The following is a 19904-nucleotide window of genomic DNA, read 5'->3' on the forward strand; positions in this document are numbered from 1 at the left end:
CTCGCCGTTACAAGCCAGAGCCGCCGGGGCAGGTCAAGGCCGACCCGCCGAACGGTGCCGCCGCCGTGTTACGCCACCGAGACGAGTGCGACCGGATGCGACGGCTTGCCGGTCCCGGGATGCGCCTTGACGACCCGGTTTCGGCCGGTTCTCTTGGCCTGGTAGAGCGCGGCATCGGCGGATTCGATCAGGTCCTCGCTCGGCATGGCGTCCGGCTGTCGACAGGCGCAGCCGATGCTGACGGTGACGGTGATCGGCTCGGCGGCCCCGCAATCGAAGAGCTGCCGCTCGACGGCGCGACGTATTCGGTCGGCCGTTGCCACGGCTTCGCGCTCGTCGGTATCGGGAAGAATGACGGCGAACTCCTCGCCGCCATATCGCGCGACCACATCTCCCGGGCGGATGGTGTTTTCCATCAGGTCCACCACGCCCTGCAGGATCCGGTCACCGGTCTGGTGGCCGTGCATGTCGTTGACCCGTTTGAAGAAATCGATGTCGACCATCAGCAGCGACAGCGGCCGCTCGTGCCGGTCGGAACTCGCGCAGTCCGCCGACAGGCGCTCGGTGAAGGCGGCCCGGTTCAGCGCGCCGGTGAGGCCGTCGCGGGTCGAGCGGTGTTCGAGTTCCCGGTATAGCCGTTGCAGCGAGGCGGCGGCGACGTTGAACGCGCGGCCGAGCTGACCGAGCTCGTCGGCCTTGTTGTGCAGCCGGACGCGATGGGCGAAGTCGCGCTTGCCCAGCCGGCGCGCGCCTTCCTGCAGGCTTTCGATCGGATGGAGGATGGATCGGCAGACATAGAGGCTGGTGAGGATCAGGATCAGATAGCCGGCCAGGATCGCCGACATCATGACATAGCCCGCCCAACTGGAAACGGCCTGACCGTTGCTGAGGTGCCGCTCGATCTCGCTGACCGTCCGGCGATAGAAGTCCGAGGTCGCGGCGTAGGCGCTTTCGAGGCCTGTGGTCGTGTCGTGGAACGACGCGGAGAACGCGGGCGTCTCCGGATTGCGTGCAAAGAGACCGCTGGCCGCCTGACGCGCGCCTTGCCAGGCGTCGTAGGCCGAGACCATCAGATGGACGTCGATGTCGTCCTGATGTTCTTCGACGTTCGTCAGATGGCCGACGAACATCAGAAAGTTCGATTCGATCGCGCCTGCGGCCAGCTCGAATTCCGTCGCCAACGCCGGGCTCTGATCTTTTTCGTAGAGCCTTACCAGCCGCTCGGCCTCCAGCAGCGAAACGGCGATATTGTGCGAGGGGGTGATGTCCGTCCGTACCTCGTGCACCGTGTGTTCGAATGTCGACAGAAGCGCGTACTGCGATGCCTTCCAGACCGCCGCGGTGAGGGTAATGCCGAGGAGCGCGCAGGCCAGCGCGAAGACGAACCGAACGCGGATCGACCTGCGAAACCTACGCGTGATGGCGGTCCAGGTCGGCAGTGCGCGGCGCGATCCCGGGCGATCGCCGGAAGCAGGTCGGATTTTCCCGGCGTCCCCGTTTTCTGGGTATGAAATGGACATGAGCCCCCTTGTCGCGCGTCGCAGTCGATTTTTCGTTGTGTCGACCGGCTAACCTAGGGGCAATAGGTCGCGATCCGGTTAATCGGCGGGTGCGGTTTGGACACACCCGAACTGGGCGTGCTGTGTAGCGGGGCGTGCCGGGGACCGGATCGGGGCATTGTGCCTGCGGAGCCGGAGCCGCCGCCGCGGGCGGCGGATGGTTTCCGCCGCCCGCCGCTTCGCTTGTCGTGTCAGCGCCGGCCCCTGGACTGTCCCGCCTTGGTTGCGGAAGGCACCTCGACCAGCTTGCCGGTCTTCACGTCGTAGATGTAGCCGTGGATCGGGATGCGTCCCGGCACCAGCGGATGGCTTCGGATGCGCTTGACGTCCTCGACGACGCTTTCGGCGAGGTCCGAGATGGTCAGCCAGTCGATGTACTTTCCTTCGGACGAGCCGCGACCCTTTCCGATGTCGTGCCAGCCGTCTTCGTCGACCGTCGCCGTCTCCAGGCTCTTGCCGAGGAGGCCGCGCATGACGTCGTCGGTAAAGGTCTCCATGCCGCAGTCGGTGTGATGGATGACAAACCACTCGCGCGTGCCCAGCAGCTTGTAGGAGATCACCAGCGAACGGATGGCGTCGTCGCTGGCCCGGCCGCCGGCATTGCGGATGACATGGGCATCGCCTTCCGCCAGGCCCGCGTATTTCGCCGGATCGAGCCGTGCGTCCATGCAGGTCAGGATCGCGAAGGCGCGCGCGGGCGGCATCGGCAGGTGGCCCTTGTCGAAGCCCTTGGCGTATTTCTTGTTGGCCGACAGCACTTCCTTGAGAAGCTTGCTCATGGATTCCTCCTCTGTAGCGGTTGCCCGCTGCTGGTATTGCCGCGCGTTGGCGGCTCCTTTCATTGGTCGAAATATGTACGGGTCATCTGGCCGCCTGTTCCGGCGGCTTCGGTTTTCTACGCAACGCGTACGCGGGACGCCTGGCGATAGGGCGGACCGTGTCCGATCCGCGAAAACGACTTCAGGTCCAAAATGCGGGCAAAAGTGTCGCCTCCGCCATTGCGGCGGTCAAGATGAGGGCTTGAGGCTGTCCGGAAAATCGGTTTTTCCTGCCGCTGCGGTTGCACGCCTCCGGAACCGTTTTCTGGAAACACATTCTCAAATTATGATATGAACATATGAGAGGCGGGGGCACGGGGCCGGCAAGAGCCCGATCATGGTAGGAGACAAGCGGCGATGGACGAGATTTCCGTCAGGATTCTGGTGGCGGCGGCGGGTTTCGGTGCCGGCATCATCTTCGGTGCGACGGCGCAGCGGACCAATTTCTGCACGATGGGCTCCCTGTCCGACATCGTCTACATGGGCAGCTACACCCGCTTCCGGGCGTGGCTTCTGGCGATCGCGATCGCCATCCTCACGAGCCAGGCGATGGACGCTGCCGGCATGGTCGAGCTCGACGGCTCGATCTATCTGACCTCCAACTTCGGCTGGCTGACGTCGATCATCGGTGGCCTGCTGTTCGGCTTCGGCATGGTGCTGGCCGGCGGTTGCGGCAACAAGGTGCTGGTGCGCGTCGGCGGCGGCAACCTGAAATCGGTCGTCGCCGTGCTGTTCCTCGGCATCTTCGCCTACATGACCCTGCGCGGCCTGATCGGCCTGGCCCGGCTCGAGCTCGAACGCTCCAATATCGACCTGACGCAATACGGCCACGAGACCCAGGGCATTCCGGATCTCCTCGCCAACACGCTGGCCGTGGACGCCGGCACGATCCGCTGGGTGGTCGCGCTGGTGGTTGCGCTCGGCTTCCTGTGGTTCTGCTTCAAGGACCGGGATTTCCGGTCCTCGCCGCGCGACATCGCCGCCGGTGTCATCATCGGCCTGCTGATCCCGACCGGCTGGTGGATCACCGGCGTGCTCGGCTACGACGACTTCGAGCCGACGCAGCTCGCCTCCTTCACCTTCGTCGCGCCGATCGGCGAGAGCATGCAGTACCTGATGACCTTCACCGGCGCGACGATCAATTTCGGCATCGCCACGGTCGGCGGCGTCATCGTCGGCTCGTTCCTGGCGTCGATCCTGTCGCGCGAGTTCCAGGTGGAATCCTTCACCGATGCCGCCGACACCATGCGGCACATGCTCGGCGGCGCGATGATGGGCGTCGGCGGCGTGCTGGCGCTCGGCTGCACGATCGGGCAGGGGCTGACCGGGCTGTCGACATTGGCGCTCGGCTCGTTCATCGCCTGGCTGTCGATCATCGCCGGCGGCGTTCTCGCGCTGAAATATCTCGAGGAAGGCTCGATGAGCGGCGCCTTCAGGGCGCTGATCGTCCGCTCCTGACGCCGCCGATCTCGCCGGCGGCCGGTCTAGTCGACGGCGATCTCCCGGAGCGCCGCGCGCATCGGATCGGGCAGGGGCATCGGCCGGCGCGTGGTGCTGTCGACATAGACGTGGACGAAGCCGCCCTGCGCGGCCGCGGTCCCGGCGTCTTGGGCGAAGATGCCGATCCCGTATGCGACGCTGGACGAGCCGATGCGGTCGACCCGCAGGCCGCCTTCGATCGGCTCGGGAAACGCGAGCGGCGCGAAATAGTGGCAGTGCGAGTTGACGACGAGGCCGATCATGGCGCCGCCGAGCGGGTCGACGAGGCCGTTGTCGATCAGGAACCGGTTCACCACCGTGTCGAACAGCGAGTAATAGACCACGTTGTTGAGATGGCCGTACTGGTCGTTGTCCATCCAGCGCGTGGTGATCGGCTGGAACAGGCGGTAACGGTCGCGGCTCTCGGGCGTCGCCCTCGTCATTGGCTGTCTTTCTTGAACGGAGCGTGGTCTCTCAGCAGCCTGGCCTCCGCGTCGACATAGTGCCGCTCGCGATCGAGATAGTCGGCGATCGCGTCGCGCAGGCCCGCATCGGCGATGTAGTGGGCGGAATAGGTGGTGACCGGCAGATAGCCACGCGACAGCTTGTGCTCGCCCTGGGCGCCGGCCTCGACGAAGGCCATGCGGTTGTCGATCGCGTGCTCGATCGCCTGGTAGTAGCAGACCTCGAAATGCAGGAACGGGTGGTCCTCGACGCAGCCCCAGTGGCGGCCGTAGAGCGTCGTGTCGCCGGCGAAGTTGAGTGCGCCCGCGATCCAGCGGCCCGCGCGCCTGGCCATGACCAGGACGATGCGCTCGGCCATCGATGCGCCGATCTCCGAGAAGAACGCCCGGTTCAGATAGGGCCGGCCCCACTTGCGGCCGCCGGTATCCATGTAGAACGCGAAGAACGCGTCCCAATGGTCTTCCGTGATATCGGAGCCGGACAGGCGGACGATCTCGATGCCCTCGGAAAGGGCCTCGCGCCGCTCGCGGCGGATCGCCTTGCGCTTGCGCGACGACAGCGCGGCGAGAAATTCCTCGAAATCCGCATAGCCCTCGTTCGCCCAGTGGAACTGCCGGTCGGTGCGCTGCAGCGCGCCAACCTCCCCGAGCAGGTCCCACTCGTGCTTCGGCAGGAACGTCCAGTGGACCGACGACGCCTTGTGCCGTTTGCACAGTTCGACGGCGGCGGCGATCAGCGCATTGCGGTTGCGGTCGGCGTCGGGACCCGGCTGCGCCAACAGCCGAGGCCCCGTCACCGGTGTGAATGGCACGGACACCTGGAGCTTCGGATAATAGTGCCCGCCGGCCCGCTCGTAGGCGTCGGCCCAGCCGTGATCGAACACGTACTCGCCGTAGGAATGGTTCTTCAGATAGCAGGGCATCGCCGCGGCGATGACGCCGCCGTCCGTGCCGCCGTCCGTGCTGTCGTCCGTGCCGCGATCCTCGACCACGAGATGCTGCGGCAACCAGCCGGTCTTCGCTGCAACCGTTCCGGATGCTTCTAAGGAATTCAGAAAAGCATGTGAAACAAATGGGTTATAGGTTTCCTCTGAAGTGATTTCAGAGGGGGTGCGTGACGCAGCCTCGGGCTGCGCCCGGGGATTGGCGCAGGCATCCCAGTCCGCGGCTGGAATGTCGCCCAGCCGGTCCACGACGCGGACCGAAATGGTCCCGCCGCCGGGTTCGGACGATTTCGAACGCGCCATCGCTCAAGTCCCCGCCACGAGATGTTTCAGGCCCGGAACCCCTCGAAGGTGATCTGATCGGCCCAGGTATCGCTGCGCCGGCGCTGTTTTTCGGACCGGACCGTCCAGGTAATCAGCGGCAGGCCGAAGACCCAGCGCAGCGCCATCGGCGCCACCGCCGGCAGGTCGTCCACGCTATACGAAACGAAATGCGGTTTGGTTCGCCAGCCATGGAGAAGATGGCGCAGCCTGAACACGTCCCACCACGTCATTCCTTCGGGTTTGTCCTGCCGGAAGGATTCGGCGACGATCCCGCGCGGCAAAGCCGGAGCGATACGGCGAAACGCATCGACGGTCCCGGGGTCGAACGACATGACCGCGACGCGACCCTCGTAATCCTTCAGGACGTCGGCGATCCGGGCACAGAATTCGGGCATTCCCGTGAAGTCGGTCTTCACCTCGACGATAACCGGCACGTGATCGCTCACCACCGCGAGGAAGTCGCTGAGCGTCGGTATGCGGTCGTCCGTCCCCTTGAAGGCGATGCCGGCCAGTTCTTTGGCCGACAGGGCGGAAACAGGCCCGGAGCCCGTCGTCAGCCGGTCGAGCGTGAAGTCGTGGAAGACGACCGGGACCAAGTCCCGGTCGGGCTGGACGTCGAGCTCGATGGAATAGCCGGCCTCCATCGCCGCCCGCGCCGCCGAAAGCGTGTTCTCGATGACGCCGTTTTTGGCGTCATGCAGCCCGCGATGGGCGATGGGGCGGGCGGTGAGCCAGTCGAGGCCGGCCATGTGATCCCTTAGGCGACCTCGAAGATGCCTTCGACCTCGACGGCGACGCCGAGCGGCAGCGCCGAGGTTCCGACGGCGGCACGGGCGTGCTTGCCCTTGTCGCCGAGCGCCTCGGCGATCAGGTCGGACGCGCCGTTGACGACCTTGGGCTGGTCACGGAAATCGGGCGTGCAGTTGACGTAACCGTTGAGCTTCACGCAGCGCGTCACCTTTTCCAGGTCGCCGACCGCCATCTTCATCACCGCGAGCAGGTTGATGGCGCACAGCCGCGCGGCCGCCATGCCCTGTTCGATGCTGTAGTCGTCGCCGAGCTTGCCGACATGCTCGATCCCGTTCGGTCCCATCGGCACCTGGCCGGAGCAGTAGACGAGGTTGCCGGTCTTCACGAACGGCACGTAGTTGGCGGCAGGCGCCGGCGGCGTGGGCAGGGTGATGCCCATGGCGGCCAGGCGGGATTCGACGGTATCGGACATGCGTAAGTCTCCTAGAGTGTCGGCGCAGTGCCATCGTTGATCCCCGATTTCGCGACGGCATGCAAGGCGCCGCCCCGCGCGCCCTTGTAAAAACATCATGTGATGCGAGATTGTCGAAACATCGGAACGCTGAAGGGATTCGCCTAATGCTCATGCCGCGCCTCGGCCGGTTCGCCTTTGCCGCAACGCTGGTGCTGGTCGCGACACCGCTCCAGGCGGGTGTGCCGACCATCGCCTCGCACCGGGCCGTCTACGACCTCGAGATCGATCGCACCCAGGGCGGGGGCGGTTCGTCGGACATCGAGGGGCGGCTGGTCCTGGAGACGATGGGGTCGGCCTGCGAGGGGTTCACGGTGACGACGCGCTTCGTCACCCGTATCACCGGCACGCGGCGCAGCCTCGTCAACGACCTGCGCTCGACCACCTGGGAGGCCGGCGACGGCTCCAGCTACCGCTTCGTCACGAAGAACTATCTCGACCAGGACCTGGCGGACGAGACCGACGGTATCGCGACACGCGAGGATGGAACGATCACGGTCGACCTGAGCGTCCCCGAGGACGCGGAGTTCTCGCTCGACTCCGAGATCCTGTTCCCGACCCAGCATGTGATGCGCATTCTCCAGGCCGCGGAGTCGGGAGAGAAGATCGTCGCCGCCGACGTCTATGACGGCTCCGATACGGGCCGGAAGACCTATTCGACCACCACCGTGATCGGCGCGCGCCGGGAGCCCGCCGGCGACGAGGGCCAGACCGGAGACGAGGTGCTCGGTGAGCTGGCCAGCTGGCCGGTGACGGTCGCCTACTTCGACAACGATGCGGAGAACAAGGACCTGCCGTCCTACGAGTTCAGCTACGATCTGTTCTCGAACGGCGTCAGCCGCAAGATCGTGCTCGACTATGGCGACTTCACCCTGGTCGGCGACCTGTCCGCGATCGAGTTCCTCGACGCTGAGCCCTGCGAGCAGTAGGGCGGGGCCTGCCCGGGCCTACCCGGAGCTACTTCGACCGGTCCCGCGGCGCGGTCCCCGAAAACGCGATCCCGCGCGTCACGGCGTCGCGGCCGAACTTGTCGCGCACCGCGTCGACGGCGCGTTCCGCGGCCGCACGGCGGGCCGGTCCCGTATCGATGAGGTCGGTCAGGGCGTCGGCGTCCTCGGCACCGAACTCCGAGACGCCGATGCCGATCAGCCGGAACGCGGTGCCGTCGGCGGCGTCGGCGAGCAGCCGCTGGCCGCTTTCGAAGATGCGGTCGGCGAGCTGGGTCGGCGAGGACAGCGTGTGCGAGCGGGTCAGCGTGCGGAACCCGGCCGTCTTGAGCTTCAGCGTCACCGTGCGCCCGCTCAACTGCGCCGTCTTGAGCCGGCGCGAGACCGTTTCGCTCAGGCCCCACAGGATCGTCCTCAATCGGACCGGATCTGAAATGTCATCCTCGAACGTCGTTTCGGAGCTGACGCTCTTGGCCGGCCTGTCGGGTGAGACGCGCCGGTCGTCCTCGCCGCGCGCCAGATGCGCGAGCCGCATCCCCGTCGCGCCGTAGCGCCGCGCCAGGTCGGTTTCCGGTATCCGCTGCAGGTCTCCGATCCTGGTGATGCCGTCCCTGGCCAGCTTCGTTTGCATGGCCGCGCCGACGCCGAAGATCAGGCCGACCGGCTTGTCGCGCAGGAAGTCCAGCGTCTCCGCCTTGCCGATGACCGAGAAGCCGCGCGGCTTCTTCAGGTCGGAGGCGATCTTGGCGAGGAACTTGTTGTGGCTGAGGCCGACCGAGATGGTGATGCCGATCTCGGTCTCGACGCGGTGGGCGAAGCGGACCAGCGTGCTCGCCGGCGCCATGCGATGGACGGCCTGTGTGCCGGTTAGATCGAGGAAGGCCTCGTCGATCGACAGCGGCTCGACCAGCGGCGTCAGCTCCAGCATCAGCGCACGGACTTGGCGGCCGACGGCGGAATACTTCTCCATGTTCGGCTTGATGACGACGGCGTTCGGGCAGAGCTTCAGCGCCTTGAACATCGGCATCGCCGAGCGCACGCCGTCGATGCGGGCGATATAGCAGGCCGTCGACACGACGCCGCGCTTGCCGCCGCCGATGATCAGCGGCCTGTCGGCGAGGCTGGGGTCGTCGCGCTTCTCGATCGCCGCGTAGAAGGCATCGCAGTCCACATGGGCGACGGACAGGTCGAACAGCTCGGCGTGGCGCACGAGCCGGGGCCCGCCGCAGGACGGGCAGCGCGCCGCCCCGTCGGGCGGGCGCGTCGAACAATCGAGGCAGAGAGTGGGCAGTCCCGACATGGCCGTGCCTGGCGAGCGACGAGATCGGCCCGACTATAGCGCGTCGGGCCGTCGGCGGCATCCATCTCAGCGCGAGGGGGCCTCTCCGGTCCACAGCCGCGCCGCGCCGCGCACGCCGCTGGCATCGCCGTGCGCCGGCGGCCGGATGTCGATCTTCGGCTTGTCGGCGAAGACATAGGGCGCCATCGCCGGAGGCACCCGCGCGTAGAGATGGGGAAGTTGTGACAGCCCGCCGCCGAACACGATGACCGCCGGGTCGATGATGTTGGTGATCATCGCCAGCGCCCGGGCGAGCCGCGAAACGTGGCGCTCGAGCGCCGCCTCGCAGGCCGGATCGTCGGCGGCGCGGGCGGCGATCTCGGGACCCGACAGGGCGCGGCCCGTCGCCTGTGCGAAGTCCCGTTCCAGCCCGCTTCCCGACAGCCAGGTCTCCAGGCACCCCAGCCGGCCGCACCAGCAGCGCGGGCCTGGATGCTCCTCGGCGGTGGACCAGGGGAGGGGCGTGTGGCCCCATTCGCCGCCGCAGCGGTTCGGCCCCTCGACGATCCGCCCGCCGACGACCACGCCGCCGCCGCAGCCGGTGCCCATGATGACGCCGAACACGCTGTCCGCGCCCGCCGCGGCGCCGTCGGTGGCCTCGGACAGGGCAAAGCAGTTGGCGTCGTTGGAAAAGCGCGCGGGCCGGCCGAGCGCGGCCTGCACGTCCTCGGCGAAGGGCTTATCGTTGAGCCACACCGAATTGGAGTTCTGGACGCGGCCGGTCACCGGCGAGATCGAGCCGGGCATGCCGATGCCGACCGTGCCGGTTCCACCGGCTTGCGTCTCCAGCGCGCCGATCGCGTCCACCACTGCCGCGATCGTCGCGCGGTAGTCGTCGCGCGGCGCCGGCCCGCGCGTCTCGGCGACGACCGTATCGGCATCATCGAAGACGATCCCGGCGATCTTCGTGCCGCCGAGGTCAATTCCGATGCGCAGGCCGGTGCTGGATGTGTCCATTCGGGCCAGATCCGCTGTTTCAGAACATTTTGTCCGGCTCGCCGAGCGCCATCCGCGCCGCCGGCACGGATCGGGCCGAAATGCCGGAATCCTCGGCGAACATGAGCAGAAGTGGCTCGTCGGCAAGGAGATAGTCGAGAACGGCGGCCAGGAAGCCCGGTTCGCGGGCGACGTCGCGCAGCCGGTCCGGTCCGATTCCGGCATTCGCCAGAAAGCCGGAGACGCGATCGGGGTCCCGGGCCAGGAAAGAGAGGGCTTCGATCGCCACGGCCTGCGCCGCTTCGCGGCTGTTCAAGTTGGTCATGTCCAGTATCTGGTTTGCTTTTGCGTAAGGAATCCCCGGTAAGGTTACAGCGGATCACGGGAACACATAAACCCGCCACCGAGCCGGTACGGCAGATCCGTGAACGCACCGGCGCCGCCGCGCGCCGGCCCATTGGGGACGTCGGAACATTGGCCAAGAAGATACTGATCGTCGAAGACAACGAGCTCAACATGAAGCTCTTCAACGATCTGCTCGTCGCCAACGGCTACGAGACCATACAGACGCGCCATGGCACCGAGGCCATGAAGCTCGCCCGCGAGCATCGTCCCGACCTCATCCTGATGGACATTCAGCTCCCCGAGGTTTCGGGCCTCGACGTCACCCGCTGGATCAAGGAAGACGATGAACTGCACACCATACCGGTGATCGCGGTAACCGCTTTCGCGATGAAGGGCGACGAGGAACGCATCCGCAAGGGCGGCTGTGAGGCCTATATCTCCAAGCCGATCTCGGTCGCCAAGTTCATCGAGACCGTGAAGCACTATCTGGGCGACGGCGACGAGGCCGTCTGATGACCGCGCGTGTCCTCGTCGTCGATGACACCCCCGCGGCGTCGACCTTGCGTGCCGGTATGGCGGTGAGGAGTTCGTCGTGGGCGCGGGCCGCCACACGATCGATTTGACCGTGAGTATCGGCGTCGCGGCGCTGGAGCATCCCGACGATACGCCCGAACGCCTCCTCAAGCGCGCGGATCACGCCCTCTATGCGGCCAAAAAGACGGCCGCAATCGCATTACGGCAAGATCGGCATAAGACGCCTAATGAAAAATTTCGCGATCCGCCGGACGAAAACGCGGTTCGATCTTTACCTTAATAGCCTAATACGCCGCAATTATCGAAAATTAGATTGATTCTTTCGGCTGGCGGGCTACCCTCACGGCGAAGTTAGAACTGTCCGGCGGCAGGGGCGCAAACGGAGGCCACACGGACAGCGACCGAATACCCTACGGAATGCTCAGGTCCGCCGCATCTCCTGGGTCCGTGGGGTTAGGCCGGTCGGAGTGCGGTTAGAGTGGCCTCCTCGTATGACCCGCCTCCGGCCGGCCACCAATCTTTTTTAGAACGGGACGTGGTCTCGACGACGGCGAGGGCGCGCCAGATGGCGATGCCTTTGGATAGGCTGGGGTAGTCAGGCGGTGCCTTCGGGCGCCGCCTTTTTTTTTGGCGGCATCCCTCGACTCGCCGTGATCCGGATCGGCTTGAGCCGGGTACTTGTCGGCGACGCGGACCGACTTGAAAGTTTCCGGGACTTCGGGCGCGGTCGTCGCGCCATACCGCGCCTGCAAAGACGGACAATGCTTCGGCTTAAACCAAAAGAGGCACCGCAAAAAGCGATGCCTCCCAGTAGTCCAGCGAGAAACGAAGTCGCGGAAACCGCGATTATTTGATCTTCGCTTCCTTGAACTCGACGTGCTTGCGGACGACCGGGTCGTATTTCTTGACGGTCATCTTTTCCGTCATCGTCCGGGTGTTCTTCTTGGTCACGTAGAAATAGCCCGTGTCGGCGGTGCTCACGAGCCGGATCTTGACCGTTGTCGGCTTGGCCATTGTTCTCAATCCTTGCGAAAGGTCGCCGCACCTCCGCGGCCGGCGTTCGATATCGGGCGGCAACCTACGCCGCGCGCGCGAAAAGTCAAGGAATAGGGCGTCCGGATGCCGCTGGTGGCGCTAGCCACCAGCGCACGAACGCAAACGCCGCGTAGATGCCGAAGAAGGTGGCGATCACCATCGGCATGCCGTAGAGCGGCCAGAGGTCGAGGGCTATGCCGCCGACGCCCGGTCCGACAAGCATGCCGACCGCGTACAGCATGACGAACAGGCCGTTCGCAGCGGCCAGGTCGGCGCCCGAAAAGCGGGCCCCGAGCTGCGTCAGGCCGACGGTATAGAGGCCGGCGGCCATGCCGCCCCAGAAGAAGATGACGGTGAAGACGAGCCAGGGCGTGCCGACGGTCGCGGGGAGAAGCGCGGCGCCAATAAAGCCGAACGCGCCGCAAACGGCGAGAGCCAGCGTCTTGTTGGCACGGTCGGCGACGAGGCCGATGGGAATTTGCGAGAGCATGTTGCCGAGCCCCGCCATCGTAATCAGCAGCGCCGCGGTGGACTCGGTCAATCCGCCGCGGATGCCCCAAAGCGCCATGAAGGTGAACATCGTTGATTCCCCGCTGCCGTAGACGAAAGCGGCAAGCGTGGCGGCGGGGGCGACGAAGAGCAGAGCCAGGAGTCGGTAGTTGGCGCGCCCCTCGACCCGCGGCACGAGGGGGCCGGCGAAGGCGACGGGGACGGCGGCGAACAGGAACGCGGCGATCGCGATTCCCAGCGGCACGGTGCTGGCGCTGCCGAAGATCGCCAGTACCGCCGGGCCGAGGGCGAATCCCATCGAGAGCACCGTCGAGTATATGCCCATTACCAGTCCGCGCTTGTGGTCCGGCGCCGCCGCGTTGATCCAGAATTCGCTGATGACGAACAGGATCGTGATCGCGGCGGACAGGATGAAGCGGAGCGGGAACCAGAGCCAGAACGGCGCGGGAGCCAAGAGCAGCAGGCAGACGCAGCCGGCGAGGATCGCAAGGTAGATGAGGCGTGTCGTGCCGAACCTGCGCGCAAGGCCGGCGGTCAACGGCGAGACGATGAGGGCGGCGACGCCGGCGACCGCTGTGTTGAGGCCGATCCAGGTGTCGGATACGCCGCGCGCCTCCAGCATCAGCGACAAGAGCGGCAACGTCAGGCTGAGCGCGAAACCGACCACGGAAATGCAGACGATCGCCGCGGCCATGCTCCGCAAGCGGCCCTGCTGGCGGGATTCGGGCTTGTCCGCCGATCTCTCGACCGCGTTCTGAACCACCTGACGACCTCGTCCTGTTACGGGAAGGCCGTCAGTCCGCGGATTCTAGAGCAACTCGCGGTGGAATCGGCTTCCGACGGCGTAATAGTAGGGGACCGGATGCTTGGCCGCGAGCCCGTCGGGCGAGGCGAGGCGGGCGTGCAGCTCCTCCATCGCCACCTGGGTGATGTTGGGCAGATGCAGCGACTTGAGATCGGTCAGCGGGACCCACACCATATCGCCCAGTTCGTCTGTCGGCCGCTGCTCGCGCGGCAGATCGAGCGTGATCGCCGAGACGTCGACGGCGAAGAACCGGTTGTCGAATCGGCGCGGGCGGCGCGGCGGCGTCGTCGCGCGCATGAAGTAGATGAGCGGCGTGGGGTCGGGCAGCAGGCCGTGGTCGACGAAGCCCTGCCAGTCCTTCGGCACGGGCTTGTTCGGCTTGCCCGGCTTGCCGATCAGGATGCCGGCTTCCTCGAACGCCTCGCGGATGCCGGCAAGCGCAATGGCGCGCGCGCGGCGCTGGCTCGGCCGTCCGCGCATGCGCACCTTCAGGCGGTTGATCAGCTCGGGGTCCGGTTCGATCGCCGCCGACATCGATGCGTCGTCGGGATCGACGCGTCCACCCGGGAACACATAGGCGCCCGGATAGAAGACGTGGGCGTCGCTGCGCCGCCCCATCAGCACGTGCGGCTCTTTCCCGCGCGTGTCGACGATGACGAGCGAGGCGGAATCGGCGGGCTTCATGTTGGGCCCCGAGAGGCGCTTCTTGGCCTCCTTGGCGAGACCAGGGGCTATCGTCATGACTTGGCGGCAGGGGCCGGGGCTGGGGATGACAATGTGTCTCGGCTCATGCCGTCCCAGTCCTCGCGTCCGCCCGACCGCGGATCGAAGCCGTGCATGTAGTTGGCCCACTGCAGGCCAACCAACGCGCCCTTGATCGGCGGCAACAGCATCATGCACAGAGCGACCGTGATCAGGGTCCAGACGGAGGCCTGCAGCCAGATCGCCGGTGCGAACATCCGCTCCACGGTCAGCACCAGCGGAACGACGATGTGTCCCACGATGACGATGGTGAAATAGGGCGGGGCGTCGTCGGCACGGTGATGATGCAGGGCCTCGCCGCAGGTCGGGCAGGCATCGTTGACTTTCAGGTAGGCACGAAAGATCGAACCGCCGCCGCAGGCCGGGCAGCGCATCCTGAGGCCGCGCAGCATCGCGTCGGCAACCGGCCGGGGCGGCAGCGCGCTACCGTCCTGGGTCCACGTGGTGGGGTGGGCTTCGCTCATCGTTTTCCCTGTTTCCTCGCTCTTGCACCGCCCCCCGAACGGGCACGGCCGCCCGCCTTGCGGCCGGGTCTGATACTTACATACTTGCCTTCACTCACGATCTCAAACCGCAGCGCGCCGGCCAGCGGCACCGCCTCGACGAGCTTGACCTCGCAAGGATCGCCGAGTGTGAACGCCTCGCCGGTGCGCTCGCCGACCATTCGTCGGCCCGCTTCGTCGAAACGGAAATAGTCCGCGCCCAGCGTCGAGGCCGGTATAAAACCGTCCGCGCCGGTATCGTCGAGCCTCACGAACAGGCCCGATTTGGTGACGCCGGTGACCGTGCCGTGGAAGCGGGCGCCGACCCGATCGGCCAGGAAATCCGCGATCAGCCGGTCGACGGTTTCACGCTCGGCCGCCATGGCGCGGCGTTCTGTCGCGGAAATATGGGCGGATATTTCGTCGAGATCCGCGATCGTCCGGTCGCTCAGGCCGTCCTTGCCGAGATCGAGCGCCCGGATCAATGCCCGATGCACGATCAGGTCCGCGTATCGCCGGATCGGCGAGGTGAAATGCGCGTAGCGCCGCAGATTGAGGCCGAAATGGCCGAAGTTCTCCGGCGTGTACTCGGCCTGCGCCTGACTGCGCAGCACCACTTCGTGGACGAGCCGCTCGTTCTCGGTGCCTTCGACCTTCGCCAGGATGCCGTTGAAATGGTGCGGCAGCAGGACGCCCGCCTTGGGTAGCTTCAGGCCGATCGTCGCCAGGAAGTCGGCGAGGGCGGCGAGCTTCTCCGGCGACGGCGAGTCGTGCACGCGGTAGATCAGCGGCGTGTGCTTCTTTTCCAGCGTCTCGGCTGCGGCCACGTTGGCGAGGATCATGAAGACCTCGATCAGCTTGTGGCTTTCCAGACGCTCGGGAACGAGCACGCGGGCGACATGACCGGTCTTGTCGAGGATCAGCTTGCGCTCGGGGATCTCGAGCTCCAGCGGCGCGCGCGCGTCCCGCGCCTTGGCGACGGCCCGATAGGCGTCCCACAGGGGCTTCAGAACGGTATCGAGAAGCGGACCGGTTTGTTCGTCCGTCTGGCCGTCGATCGCCGCCTGGGTCTGCCGGTAGTCGATATTGGCGGCGACGCGGACCATCGCCCGGAGGAAGCGATGCCGCCTGACCCGGCCATCGGGCGCGATCGCCATTTCGCAGGCGAGCACGGGCCGGTCCTGGTTTTCCTTCAGCGAGCACAGGTCGGCCGACAGCTGCTCGGGCAGCATCGGCACCACCCGGTCGGGAAAATAGACCGAGTTGCCGCGTTCGCGCGCCGACCGGTCGAGCGCGCCGTTGGGTCGCACGTACCAGGCGACATCGGCGATCGCGACGGTGACGACGAAGCCGCCCTTGTTGTCGGGATCGGCGTCGGGGGCCGCGTGCACCGCGTCGTCGTGGTCCTTGGCGTCGGCCGGATCGATGGTAACGAGGGGAAGACTACGCAGGTCCTCGCGTCCGGCCATCGCCGCCGGTGTGGCGGCCTCGGCTTCGGCGATGACGTCGTCGGCGAAGGGCTGGGGAATGCCATGCGTCAGGAGGGCGATCTGGCTGACGGCCTTCTCGCTCTTCATGTCGCCGACGACCTCGCGCACCACCGCCCGTGGCGGCCCGAAGCGCGTGCTCTTGCGGATCTCCACGGCGACCAGGTCGTCCTTGCGGGCGTCGCCGGTATCCTCCGGGGCGACGGTCAGGTCGCGCCGCTCCTTCTTGTCGACCGAATGGACGACGCCGCCGCCACCCGGGCGCGGCGTGAACACGCCGATCACCGTGCGCGGCCGCCGGTCGAGGATGCGAACGACCTTGCCCTCGTGGTGCGTGGCGCCGGTCTCGTCGACGACCTCGCGCACGCGCGCCATCACCCGGTCGCCGACGCCGGGCACCGGCATGCGTGACTTGCGGCTGCGGTCGGGCAGGATCAGGACCGACGGCGCGGCGCCGTGCAGCGCCTCGTCCCAGTCGGTCGGGGCGGCGATCAGCTCGCCGTCCCGGTCGCGGCCGGTGATCTCCAGTTCCTCGACCGGCGCCATGTGGCCGGCCCGCTGGACGCGCTTGCGGCGGCCCTCGATCTGGCCGTCGTCTTCCATGTCCCTGAGCAGGCGCTTCAGGGCGATGCGATCGGCCGACTTGACGCCGAAGGCGCGCGCAATCTCACGCTTGCCAGCCCGTCCGGGATGGTCGCGCAGGAACTCGAGGATCGCCTCGCGGCTCGGCAGTCCTTGATCGGACGCGCCGCCACGGCGTTTTGCCATCAGCTTTGTCCGCCCCTAGCTTTTCGGGGATGCCTTCTTCTTGGCCCGTTTGGGTTTCTTGCCGCCGCCCTTTTCAGCCTTGGCAGCGAGCAATTCGGCGGCAAGCTCCATCGTCACGCCTTCCGGGTCGGTGCCCTTGGGCAGCGTCGCGTTGATCTTGCCGTTGGTTACATATGGGCCGTAGCGGCCGGCTTTCACCTCTACCGCGCCGAAATCGGCGTTGTCGCCGAGCGCCTTGATCGTGGCCGCGGCGCCGCGTCGCCCGCCGCGCTGCTGCTTCTCGGCGATCAGCGTCACCGCCCGGTTGAGCCCGACGGTGAACACCTCGTCCGCCGATTCCAGATTGGCGTAGGTGCCGTCGTGCAGGACGAAGGGACCGTAGCGGCCGATGCCGGCGGTGATCGGCTTGCCCGATTCCGGATGAATGCCGACTTCGCGCGGCAGCGACAGGTAGGACAGCGCCCGCTCCAGATCGACGGATGCCGCATCGACGCCCTTCGGCAGGCTGGCCCGCTTCGGCTTCTCGCCGTCGGGCGCCTCGCCGAGCTGAACGTAGGGACCGAACCGCCCGGTGCGGAGGGAAACCTCCTGATTCGTTTCCGGATCGACGCCGAGGACCCGCTGTCCGTTGACCAGCGCCTCGGCGCCATCGCCGTCGCCCGGCGTCGTGAGATCGCGGGTATAGCGGCAGTCGGGATAGTTCGAGCAGCCGATGAACGGGCCGTTCTTGCCGCGCTTGATCGACAGCCGGCCGCCCTCGCAGGACGGGCAGGCGCGTGCGTCGGAGCCGTCTTCCTTCGGCGGGAAGACATAGGGACCGAGAATGTCGTTGAGCGCCTCGAAGACCTCGGAGGTCTTCAGCTCGCTCGTCGCCTCGATCTCGGTGGCGAAATCGCGCCAGAATTCGCGCAACACGTCGCGCCAGCCGATCTCGCCGTTGGAGATGCGGTCGAGCTTCTCCTCCAGGCTCGCGGTGAAGTCGTACTCGACGTAGCGCTTGAAGAAGCCTTCGAGGAACGCCGTGACGATGCGGCCCTTCGGCTCGGGGATCAACCGGCGCTTGTCGAGGCGCACGTATTCGCGGTCGCCCAGGACTTTGAGCGTCGCCGCATAGGTCGACGGCCGCCCGATACCCAGCTCCTCGAGCCGCTTGATCAGCGTCGCCTCGGTGAAGCGCGGCGGCGGCTCGGTGAAATGCTGGGTCGCCGATATCTTCTCGAGGTCGAGGCTTTCGCCGTCCTTCATGGCCGGCAGGCGACGGTCTTCCTCGTTATCGGAGTCGTCGTCGGCGGTCTCCTGATAGAGCGTGAGGAAGCCGTCGAACCGCTGCACCGTGCCCACCGCGCGCAGGCCGTAGCGCTTTCCGTCCGGCGCGGTCGCCTCGATGTCGACGGTGGTGCGTTCCAGTTCCGCCGATTCCATCTGGCTGGCCAGGGTCCGCTTCCAGATCAGCTCGTAGAGGCGGGCCTGGTCCTCGTCGAGTGCGCGGCGCACGTCGGCCGGGCGTCGGTTCAGGTCGGTCGGCCGGATCGCCTCGTGGGCCTCCTGTGCGTTCTTCGCCTTGGTCTTGTAGATGCGCGGCGAGGCGGGCAGGTAGCGGTCGCCGTAATCCTGGGCGATGACGCCGCGCGCCGCGTTGATTGCCTCCGGCACGATCTCGACGCCGTCGGTACGCATGTAGGTGATCAGGCCGACGGTCTCGCCGCCCAGGTTGATGCCCTCGTACAGCCGCTGGGCGGTGCGCATGGTGCGGTCGGCGGTGAAGCCGAGCTTGCGGGAGGCTTCCTGCTGCAGCGTCGAGGTCGTGAACGGCGCGTAGGGATGGCGCTTGACCGGCTTCTTCTCGACCGAGCGGACCGCGTAGCCTGACTGCTCCAGCGCCGCCTTCAGCGCTTCGGCTTCGGCGCCGGTCCCGATCGTCAGCCGCTCGATCTTCTTGCCGTCGGCGGTGACGAGCCGGGCGTCGAAGGCGTTGCCCTGCGAATTCAGGCCGGCGATGACGGTCCAGTATTCCCGCGGGACGAACGATTCGATCTCGGCTTCGCGGTCGCAGACGATCCGCAGCGCGACCGACTGAACGCGCCCGGCCGAGCGCGCGCCGGGAACCTTCCGCCACAGCACCGGCGACAGGGTGAAGCCGACGAGATAGTCGAGCGCGCGCCGGGCGAGATAGGCCTCGACGAGCGGCCCGTCGATCTCCCTGGGATGGGCGATGGCATCGAGCACCGCCTGCTTGGTGACGGCGTTGAAAACCACCCGGTCGACGGGTTTGTCCTTCAAGACGCCCCTTCGGCGCAGGACCTCCAGCACGTGCCAGGAAATCGCCTCGCCCTCGCGATCCGGGTCGGTGGCGAGGATGACGCGATCGGCCGACTTCACGGCGCTTGCGATCTCGGAGACCTGCTTGGACTTCTTCGGATCGACCTCCCAGGTCATTTCGAAGTCCTGATCCGGCTGAACCGAGCCGTCTTTCGACGGCAGGTCGCGGATATGTCCGAAGGACGCCAGGACGTGGTAGTCGCCGCCGAGATACTTGTTGATCGTTTTTGCTTTCGCCGGGGACTCGACGATGACAACCTGCATGCTTGAACCAATGGCCTCGATGTGGGGAGCGCCGGTACCGGACCGCGCTTATTCGGGCGCGAAGATGGGGAATGCCGCACACCAAGTCAAACGGGCAGTCCGGGAAAGCGTACCGAGCACCGCTTCAATACACGCATAACGTGTAAATATCTGTTATTTCAATTATTTATAGAAACGTGCTATCTCTAGACCTACCGAACGCGGCGTACGGGGGAGCGGCCTCACGCACAGGCGACCCTTCTGCGGCAAGAGTATTCGGTGGCGAAGAGGGGCTCGAATTGTCTGGGCGAGAAAGCCGGGATAGCGAGAGGAATGCGCCGGTGATAGGGCCTCCGTCCGACCTGGCGGCGGCCGACTATCTGGCGGGCATTCTTCCGGAACTCGTGCAGATAGCCGACCGGGCCGGCCTGGACCTGACTGCCTATCTCCTGGAAATGGCGCGAATCGAGGCGACGAGCAAAGCCATGAATTCCGCGGCCCGAAAGCCGCGTTGATCACCCGCGCCGGTATGCCGGGGCAAGA

20 protein-coding genes are annotated in these 19904 nt (G+C 66.4%); 5 read left to right on the forward strand and 15 right to left on the reverse strand.

What is annotated here, in order from left to right; genetic code table 11:
* Positions 1 to 68 precede the first annotated feature (68 nt).
* Positions 69 to 1520 carry a sensor domain-containing diguanylate cyclase gene (locus tag MUB46_RS14995; RefSeq protein WP_261616743.1) on the reverse strand — a complete coding sequence of 484 codons (1452 nt, stop codon included), beginning with the start codon at positions 1518 to 1520 and terminating at the stop codon, positions 69 to 71.
* A 230-nt stretch (positions 1521 to 1750) separates the two neighbouring features.
* Entirely contained in the window at positions 1751 to 2338 is a 588-nt protein-coding gene (locus MUB46_RS15000) for a beta-class carbonic anhydrase (RefSeq protein WP_261616744.1), read from the reverse strand.
* A 396-nt stretch (positions 2339 to 2734) separates the two neighbouring features.
* Here MUB46_RS15000 and MUB46_RS15005 point away from each other — a divergent pair, with 396 nt between their 5' ends.
* Positions 2735 to 3835 (forward strand): YeeE/YedE family protein, encoded by a 1101-nt coding sequence (locus tag MUB46_RS15005; RefSeq protein WP_261616745.1) that lies wholly within the window; start codon positions 2735 to 2737, stop codon positions 3833 to 3835.
* A gap of 26 nt (positions 3836 to 3861) precedes the next feature.
* On the opposite strand, the gene MUB46_RS15010 is transcribed toward MUB46_RS15005, so the two are convergent.
* Genes MUB46_RS15010 through MUB46_RS15025 form a run of 4 tightly spaced genes read right to left on the reverse strand, consistent with a single transcriptional unit; the run spans position 3862 to position 6810 of the window.
* Complete coding sequence (locus MUB46_RS15010; RefSeq protein WP_261616746.1) at positions 3862 to 4299, reverse strand: acyl-CoA thioesterase; 438 nt, start codon at positions 4297 to 4299, stop codon at positions 3862 to 3864.
* Positions 4296 to 5567: a GNAT family N-acetyltransferase gene (locus MUB46_RS15015; protein WP_261616747.1), complete on the reverse strand. Its 1272-nt coding sequence runs from the start codon at positions 5565 to 5567 to the stop codon at positions 4296 to 4298. The genes MUB46_RS15010 and MUB46_RS15015 overlap by 4 nt, the downstream gene beginning before the upstream one ends.
* A gap of 26 nt (positions 5568 to 5593) precedes the next feature.
* Complete coding sequence (locus MUB46_RS15020; RefSeq protein WP_261616748.1) at positions 5594 to 6337, reverse strand: glycerophosphodiester phosphodiesterase; 744 nt, start codon at positions 6335 to 6337, stop codon at positions 5594 to 5596.
* An 8-nt stretch (positions 6338 to 6345) separates the two neighbouring features.
* Positions 6346 to 6810, reverse strand: coding sequence for a RidA family protein (locus MUB46_RS15025; RefSeq protein ID WP_261616749.1), 465 nt, complete (start codon positions 6808 to 6810; stop codon positions 6346 to 6348).
* Between the two features lie 146 nt (positions 6811 to 6956).
* Between MUB46_RS15025 and MUB46_RS15030 the strand changes: the two genes are divergently transcribed.
* Positions 6957 to 7778: a cell envelope integrity EipB family protein gene (locus tag MUB46_RS15030; RefSeq protein WP_261616750.1), complete on the forward strand. Its 822-nt coding sequence runs from the start codon at positions 6957 to 6959 to the stop codon at positions 7776 to 7778.
* A 28-nt stretch (positions 7779 to 7806) separates the two neighbouring features.
* On the opposite strand, the gene MUB46_RS15035 is transcribed toward MUB46_RS15030, so the two are convergent.
* From MUB46_RS15035 to MUB46_RS15045, 3 genes are all read right to left on the reverse strand, one after another.
* Positions 7807 to 9096: a DNA polymerase IV gene (locus tag MUB46_RS15035; RefSeq protein ID WP_261616751.1), complete on the reverse strand. Its 1290-nt coding sequence runs from the start codon at positions 9094 to 9096 to the stop codon at positions 7807 to 7809.
* Between the two features lie 66 nt (positions 9097 to 9162).
* A complete protein-coding gene (locus MUB46_RS15040; protein ID WP_261616752.1) occupies positions 9163 to 10092 on the reverse strand; it encodes an ROK family protein in 930 nt (309 codons plus the stop codon).
* 19 nt (positions 10093 to 10111) lie between these two features.
* Positions 10112 to 10396 (reverse strand): DUF3572 domain-containing protein, encoded by a 285-nt coding sequence (locus MUB46_RS15045; protein ID WP_261616753.1) that lies wholly within the window; start codon positions 10394 to 10396, stop codon positions 10112 to 10114.
* A gap of 149 nt (positions 10397 to 10545) precedes the next feature.
* On the opposite strand from MUB46_RS15045, the gene MUB46_RS15050 reads away from it, so the two are divergent.
* Positions 10546 to 10929 (forward strand): response regulator, encoded by a 384-nt coding sequence (locus MUB46_RS15050; RefSeq protein WP_261616754.1) that lies wholly within the window; start codon positions 10546 to 10548, stop codon positions 10927 to 10929.
* A gap of 79 nt (positions 10930 to 11008) precedes the next feature.
* Positions 11009 to 11230 carry a diguanylate cyclase domain-containing protein gene (locus MUB46_RS15055; protein ID WP_261616755.1) on the forward strand — a complete coding sequence of 74 codons (222 nt, stop codon included), beginning with the start codon at positions 11009 to 11011 and terminating at the stop codon, positions 11228 to 11230.
* Between the two features lie 566 nt (positions 11231 to 11796).
* On the opposite strand, the gene rpmG is transcribed toward MUB46_RS15055, so the two are convergent.
* The 6 genes from rpmG to topA all read right to left on the reverse strand — a co-directional run bounded on the left by rpmG (position 11797) and on the right by topA (position 19382).
* Complete coding sequence (rpmG, locus tag MUB46_RS15060) at positions 11797 to 11964, reverse strand: 50S ribosomal protein L33 (protein WP_261616756.1); 168 nt, start codon at positions 11962 to 11964, stop codon at positions 11797 to 11799.
* 85 nt (positions 11965 to 12049) lie between these two features.
* Complete coding sequence (locus MUB46_RS15065; protein WP_261616757.1) at positions 12050 to 13258, reverse strand: MFS transporter; 1209 nt, start codon at positions 13256 to 13258, stop codon at positions 12050 to 12052.
* A 45-nt stretch (positions 13259 to 13303) separates the two neighbouring features.
* The gene (locus MUB46_RS15070; protein WP_261616758.1) at positions 13304 to 14041 is read right to left on the reverse strand and encodes an NUDIX hydrolase; all 738 of its coding nucleotides are present in this window, start codon (positions 14039 to 14041) and stop codon (positions 13304 to 13306) included.
* The gene (locus MUB46_RS15075) at positions 14038 to 14526 is read right to left on the reverse strand and encodes a DUF983 domain-containing protein (protein WP_261616759.1); all 489 of its coding nucleotides are present in this window, start codon (positions 14524 to 14526) and stop codon (positions 14038 to 14040) included. The genes MUB46_RS15070 and MUB46_RS15075 overlap by 4 nt, the downstream gene beginning before the upstream one ends.
* Positions 14523 to 16799 (reverse strand): ribonuclease R, encoded by a 2277-nt coding sequence (gene rnr / locus MUB46_RS15080; protein ID WP_261616760.1) that lies wholly within the window; start codon positions 16797 to 16799, stop codon positions 14523 to 14525. Before rnr ends, MUB46_RS15075 begins: the two co-directional genes overlap by 4 nt.
* A 15-nt stretch (positions 16800 to 16814) precedes the next feature.
* Complete coding sequence (gene topA, locus MUB46_RS15085; RefSeq protein ID WP_261616761.1) at positions 16815 to 19382, reverse strand: type I DNA topoisomerase; 2568 nt, start codon at positions 19380 to 19382, stop codon at positions 16815 to 16817.
* A 320-nt stretch (positions 19383 to 19702) separates the two neighbouring features.
* On the opposite strand from topA, the gene MUB46_RS15090 reads away from it, so the two are divergent.
* A complete protein-coding gene (locus MUB46_RS15090; RefSeq protein WP_261616762.1) occupies positions 19703 to 19876 on the forward strand; it encodes a hypothetical protein in 174 nt (57 codons plus the stop codon).
* Positions 19877 to 19904 lie beyond the last annotated feature (28 nt).

It is taken from the genome of Microbaculum marinisediminis, assembly GCF_025397915.1.
Lineage (GTDB): Bacteria > Pseudomonadota > Alphaproteobacteria > Rhizobiales > Tepidamorphaceae > Microbaculum > Microbaculum marinisediminis.

Excerpts from the sequence above, each read along its gene's own strand:
- MUB46_RS15070 (WP_261616758.1), bottom strand. The coding sequence starts at position 14,041 with ATGACGATAGCCCCTGGTCTCGCCAAGGAGGCCAAGAAGCGCCTCTCG.
- MUB46_RS15025 (WP_261616749.1), bottom strand. The coding sequence starts at position 6,810 with ATGTCCGATACCGTCGAATCCCGCCTGGCCGCCATGGGCATCACCCTG.
- MUB46_RS15020 (WP_261616748.1), bottom strand. The coding sequence starts at position 6,337 with ATGGCCGGCCTCGACTGGCTCACCGCCCGCCCCATCGCCCATCGCGGG.
- MUB46_RS15075 (WP_261616759.1), bottom strand. The coding sequence starts at position 14,526 with ATGAGCGAAGCCCACCCCACCACGTGGACCCAGGACGGTAGCGCGCTG.
- MUB46_RS15030 (WP_261616750.1), top strand. The coding sequence starts at position 6,957 with ATGCTCATGCCGCGCCTCGGCCGGTTCGCCTTTGCCGCAACGCTGGTG.
- MUB46_RS15035 (WP_261616751.1), bottom strand. The coding sequence starts at position 9,096 with ATGTCGGGACTGCCCACTCTCTGCCTCGATTGTTCGACGCGCCCGCCC.
- MUB46_RS14995 (WP_261616743.1), bottom strand. The coding sequence starts at position 1,520 with ATGTCCATTTCATACCCAGAAAACGGGGACGCCGGGAAAATCCGACCT.
- MUB46_RS15005 (WP_261616745.1), top strand. The coding sequence starts at position 2,735 with ATGGACGAGATTTCCGTCAGGATTCTGGTGGCGGCGGCGGGTTTCGGT.
- topA (WP_261616761.1), bottom strand. The coding sequence starts at position 19,382 with ATGCAGGTTGTCATCGTCGAGTCCCCGGCGAAAGCAAAAACGATCAAC.
- MUB46_RS15015 (WP_261616747.1), bottom strand. The coding sequence starts at position 5,567 with ATGGCGCGTTCGAAATCGTCCGAACCCGGCGGCGGGACCATTTCGGTC.
- MUB46_RS15040 (WP_261616752.1), bottom strand. The coding sequence starts at position 10,092 with ATGGACACATCCAGCACCGGCCTGCGCATCGGAATTGACCTCGGCGGC.
- MUB46_RS15010 (WP_261616746.1), bottom strand. The coding sequence starts at position 4,299 with ATGACGAGGGCGACGCCCGAGAGCCGCGACCGTTACCGCCTGTTCCAG.
- MUB46_RS15000 (WP_261616744.1), bottom strand. The coding sequence starts at position 2,338 with ATGAGCAAGCTTCTCAAGGAAGTGCTGTCGGCCAACAAGAAATACGCC.
- rpmG (WP_261616756.1), bottom strand. The coding sequence starts at position 11,964 with ATGGCCAAGCCGACAACGGTCAAGATCCGGCTCGTGAGCACCGCCGAC.
- rnr (WP_261616760.1), bottom strand. The coding sequence starts at position 16,799 with ATGGCAAAACGCCGTGGCGGCGCGTCCGATCAAGGACTGCCGAGCCGC.
- MUB46_RS15045 (WP_261616753.1), bottom strand. The coding sequence starts at position 10,396 with ATGACCAACTTGAACAGCCGCGAAGCGGCGCAGGCCGTGGCGATCGAA.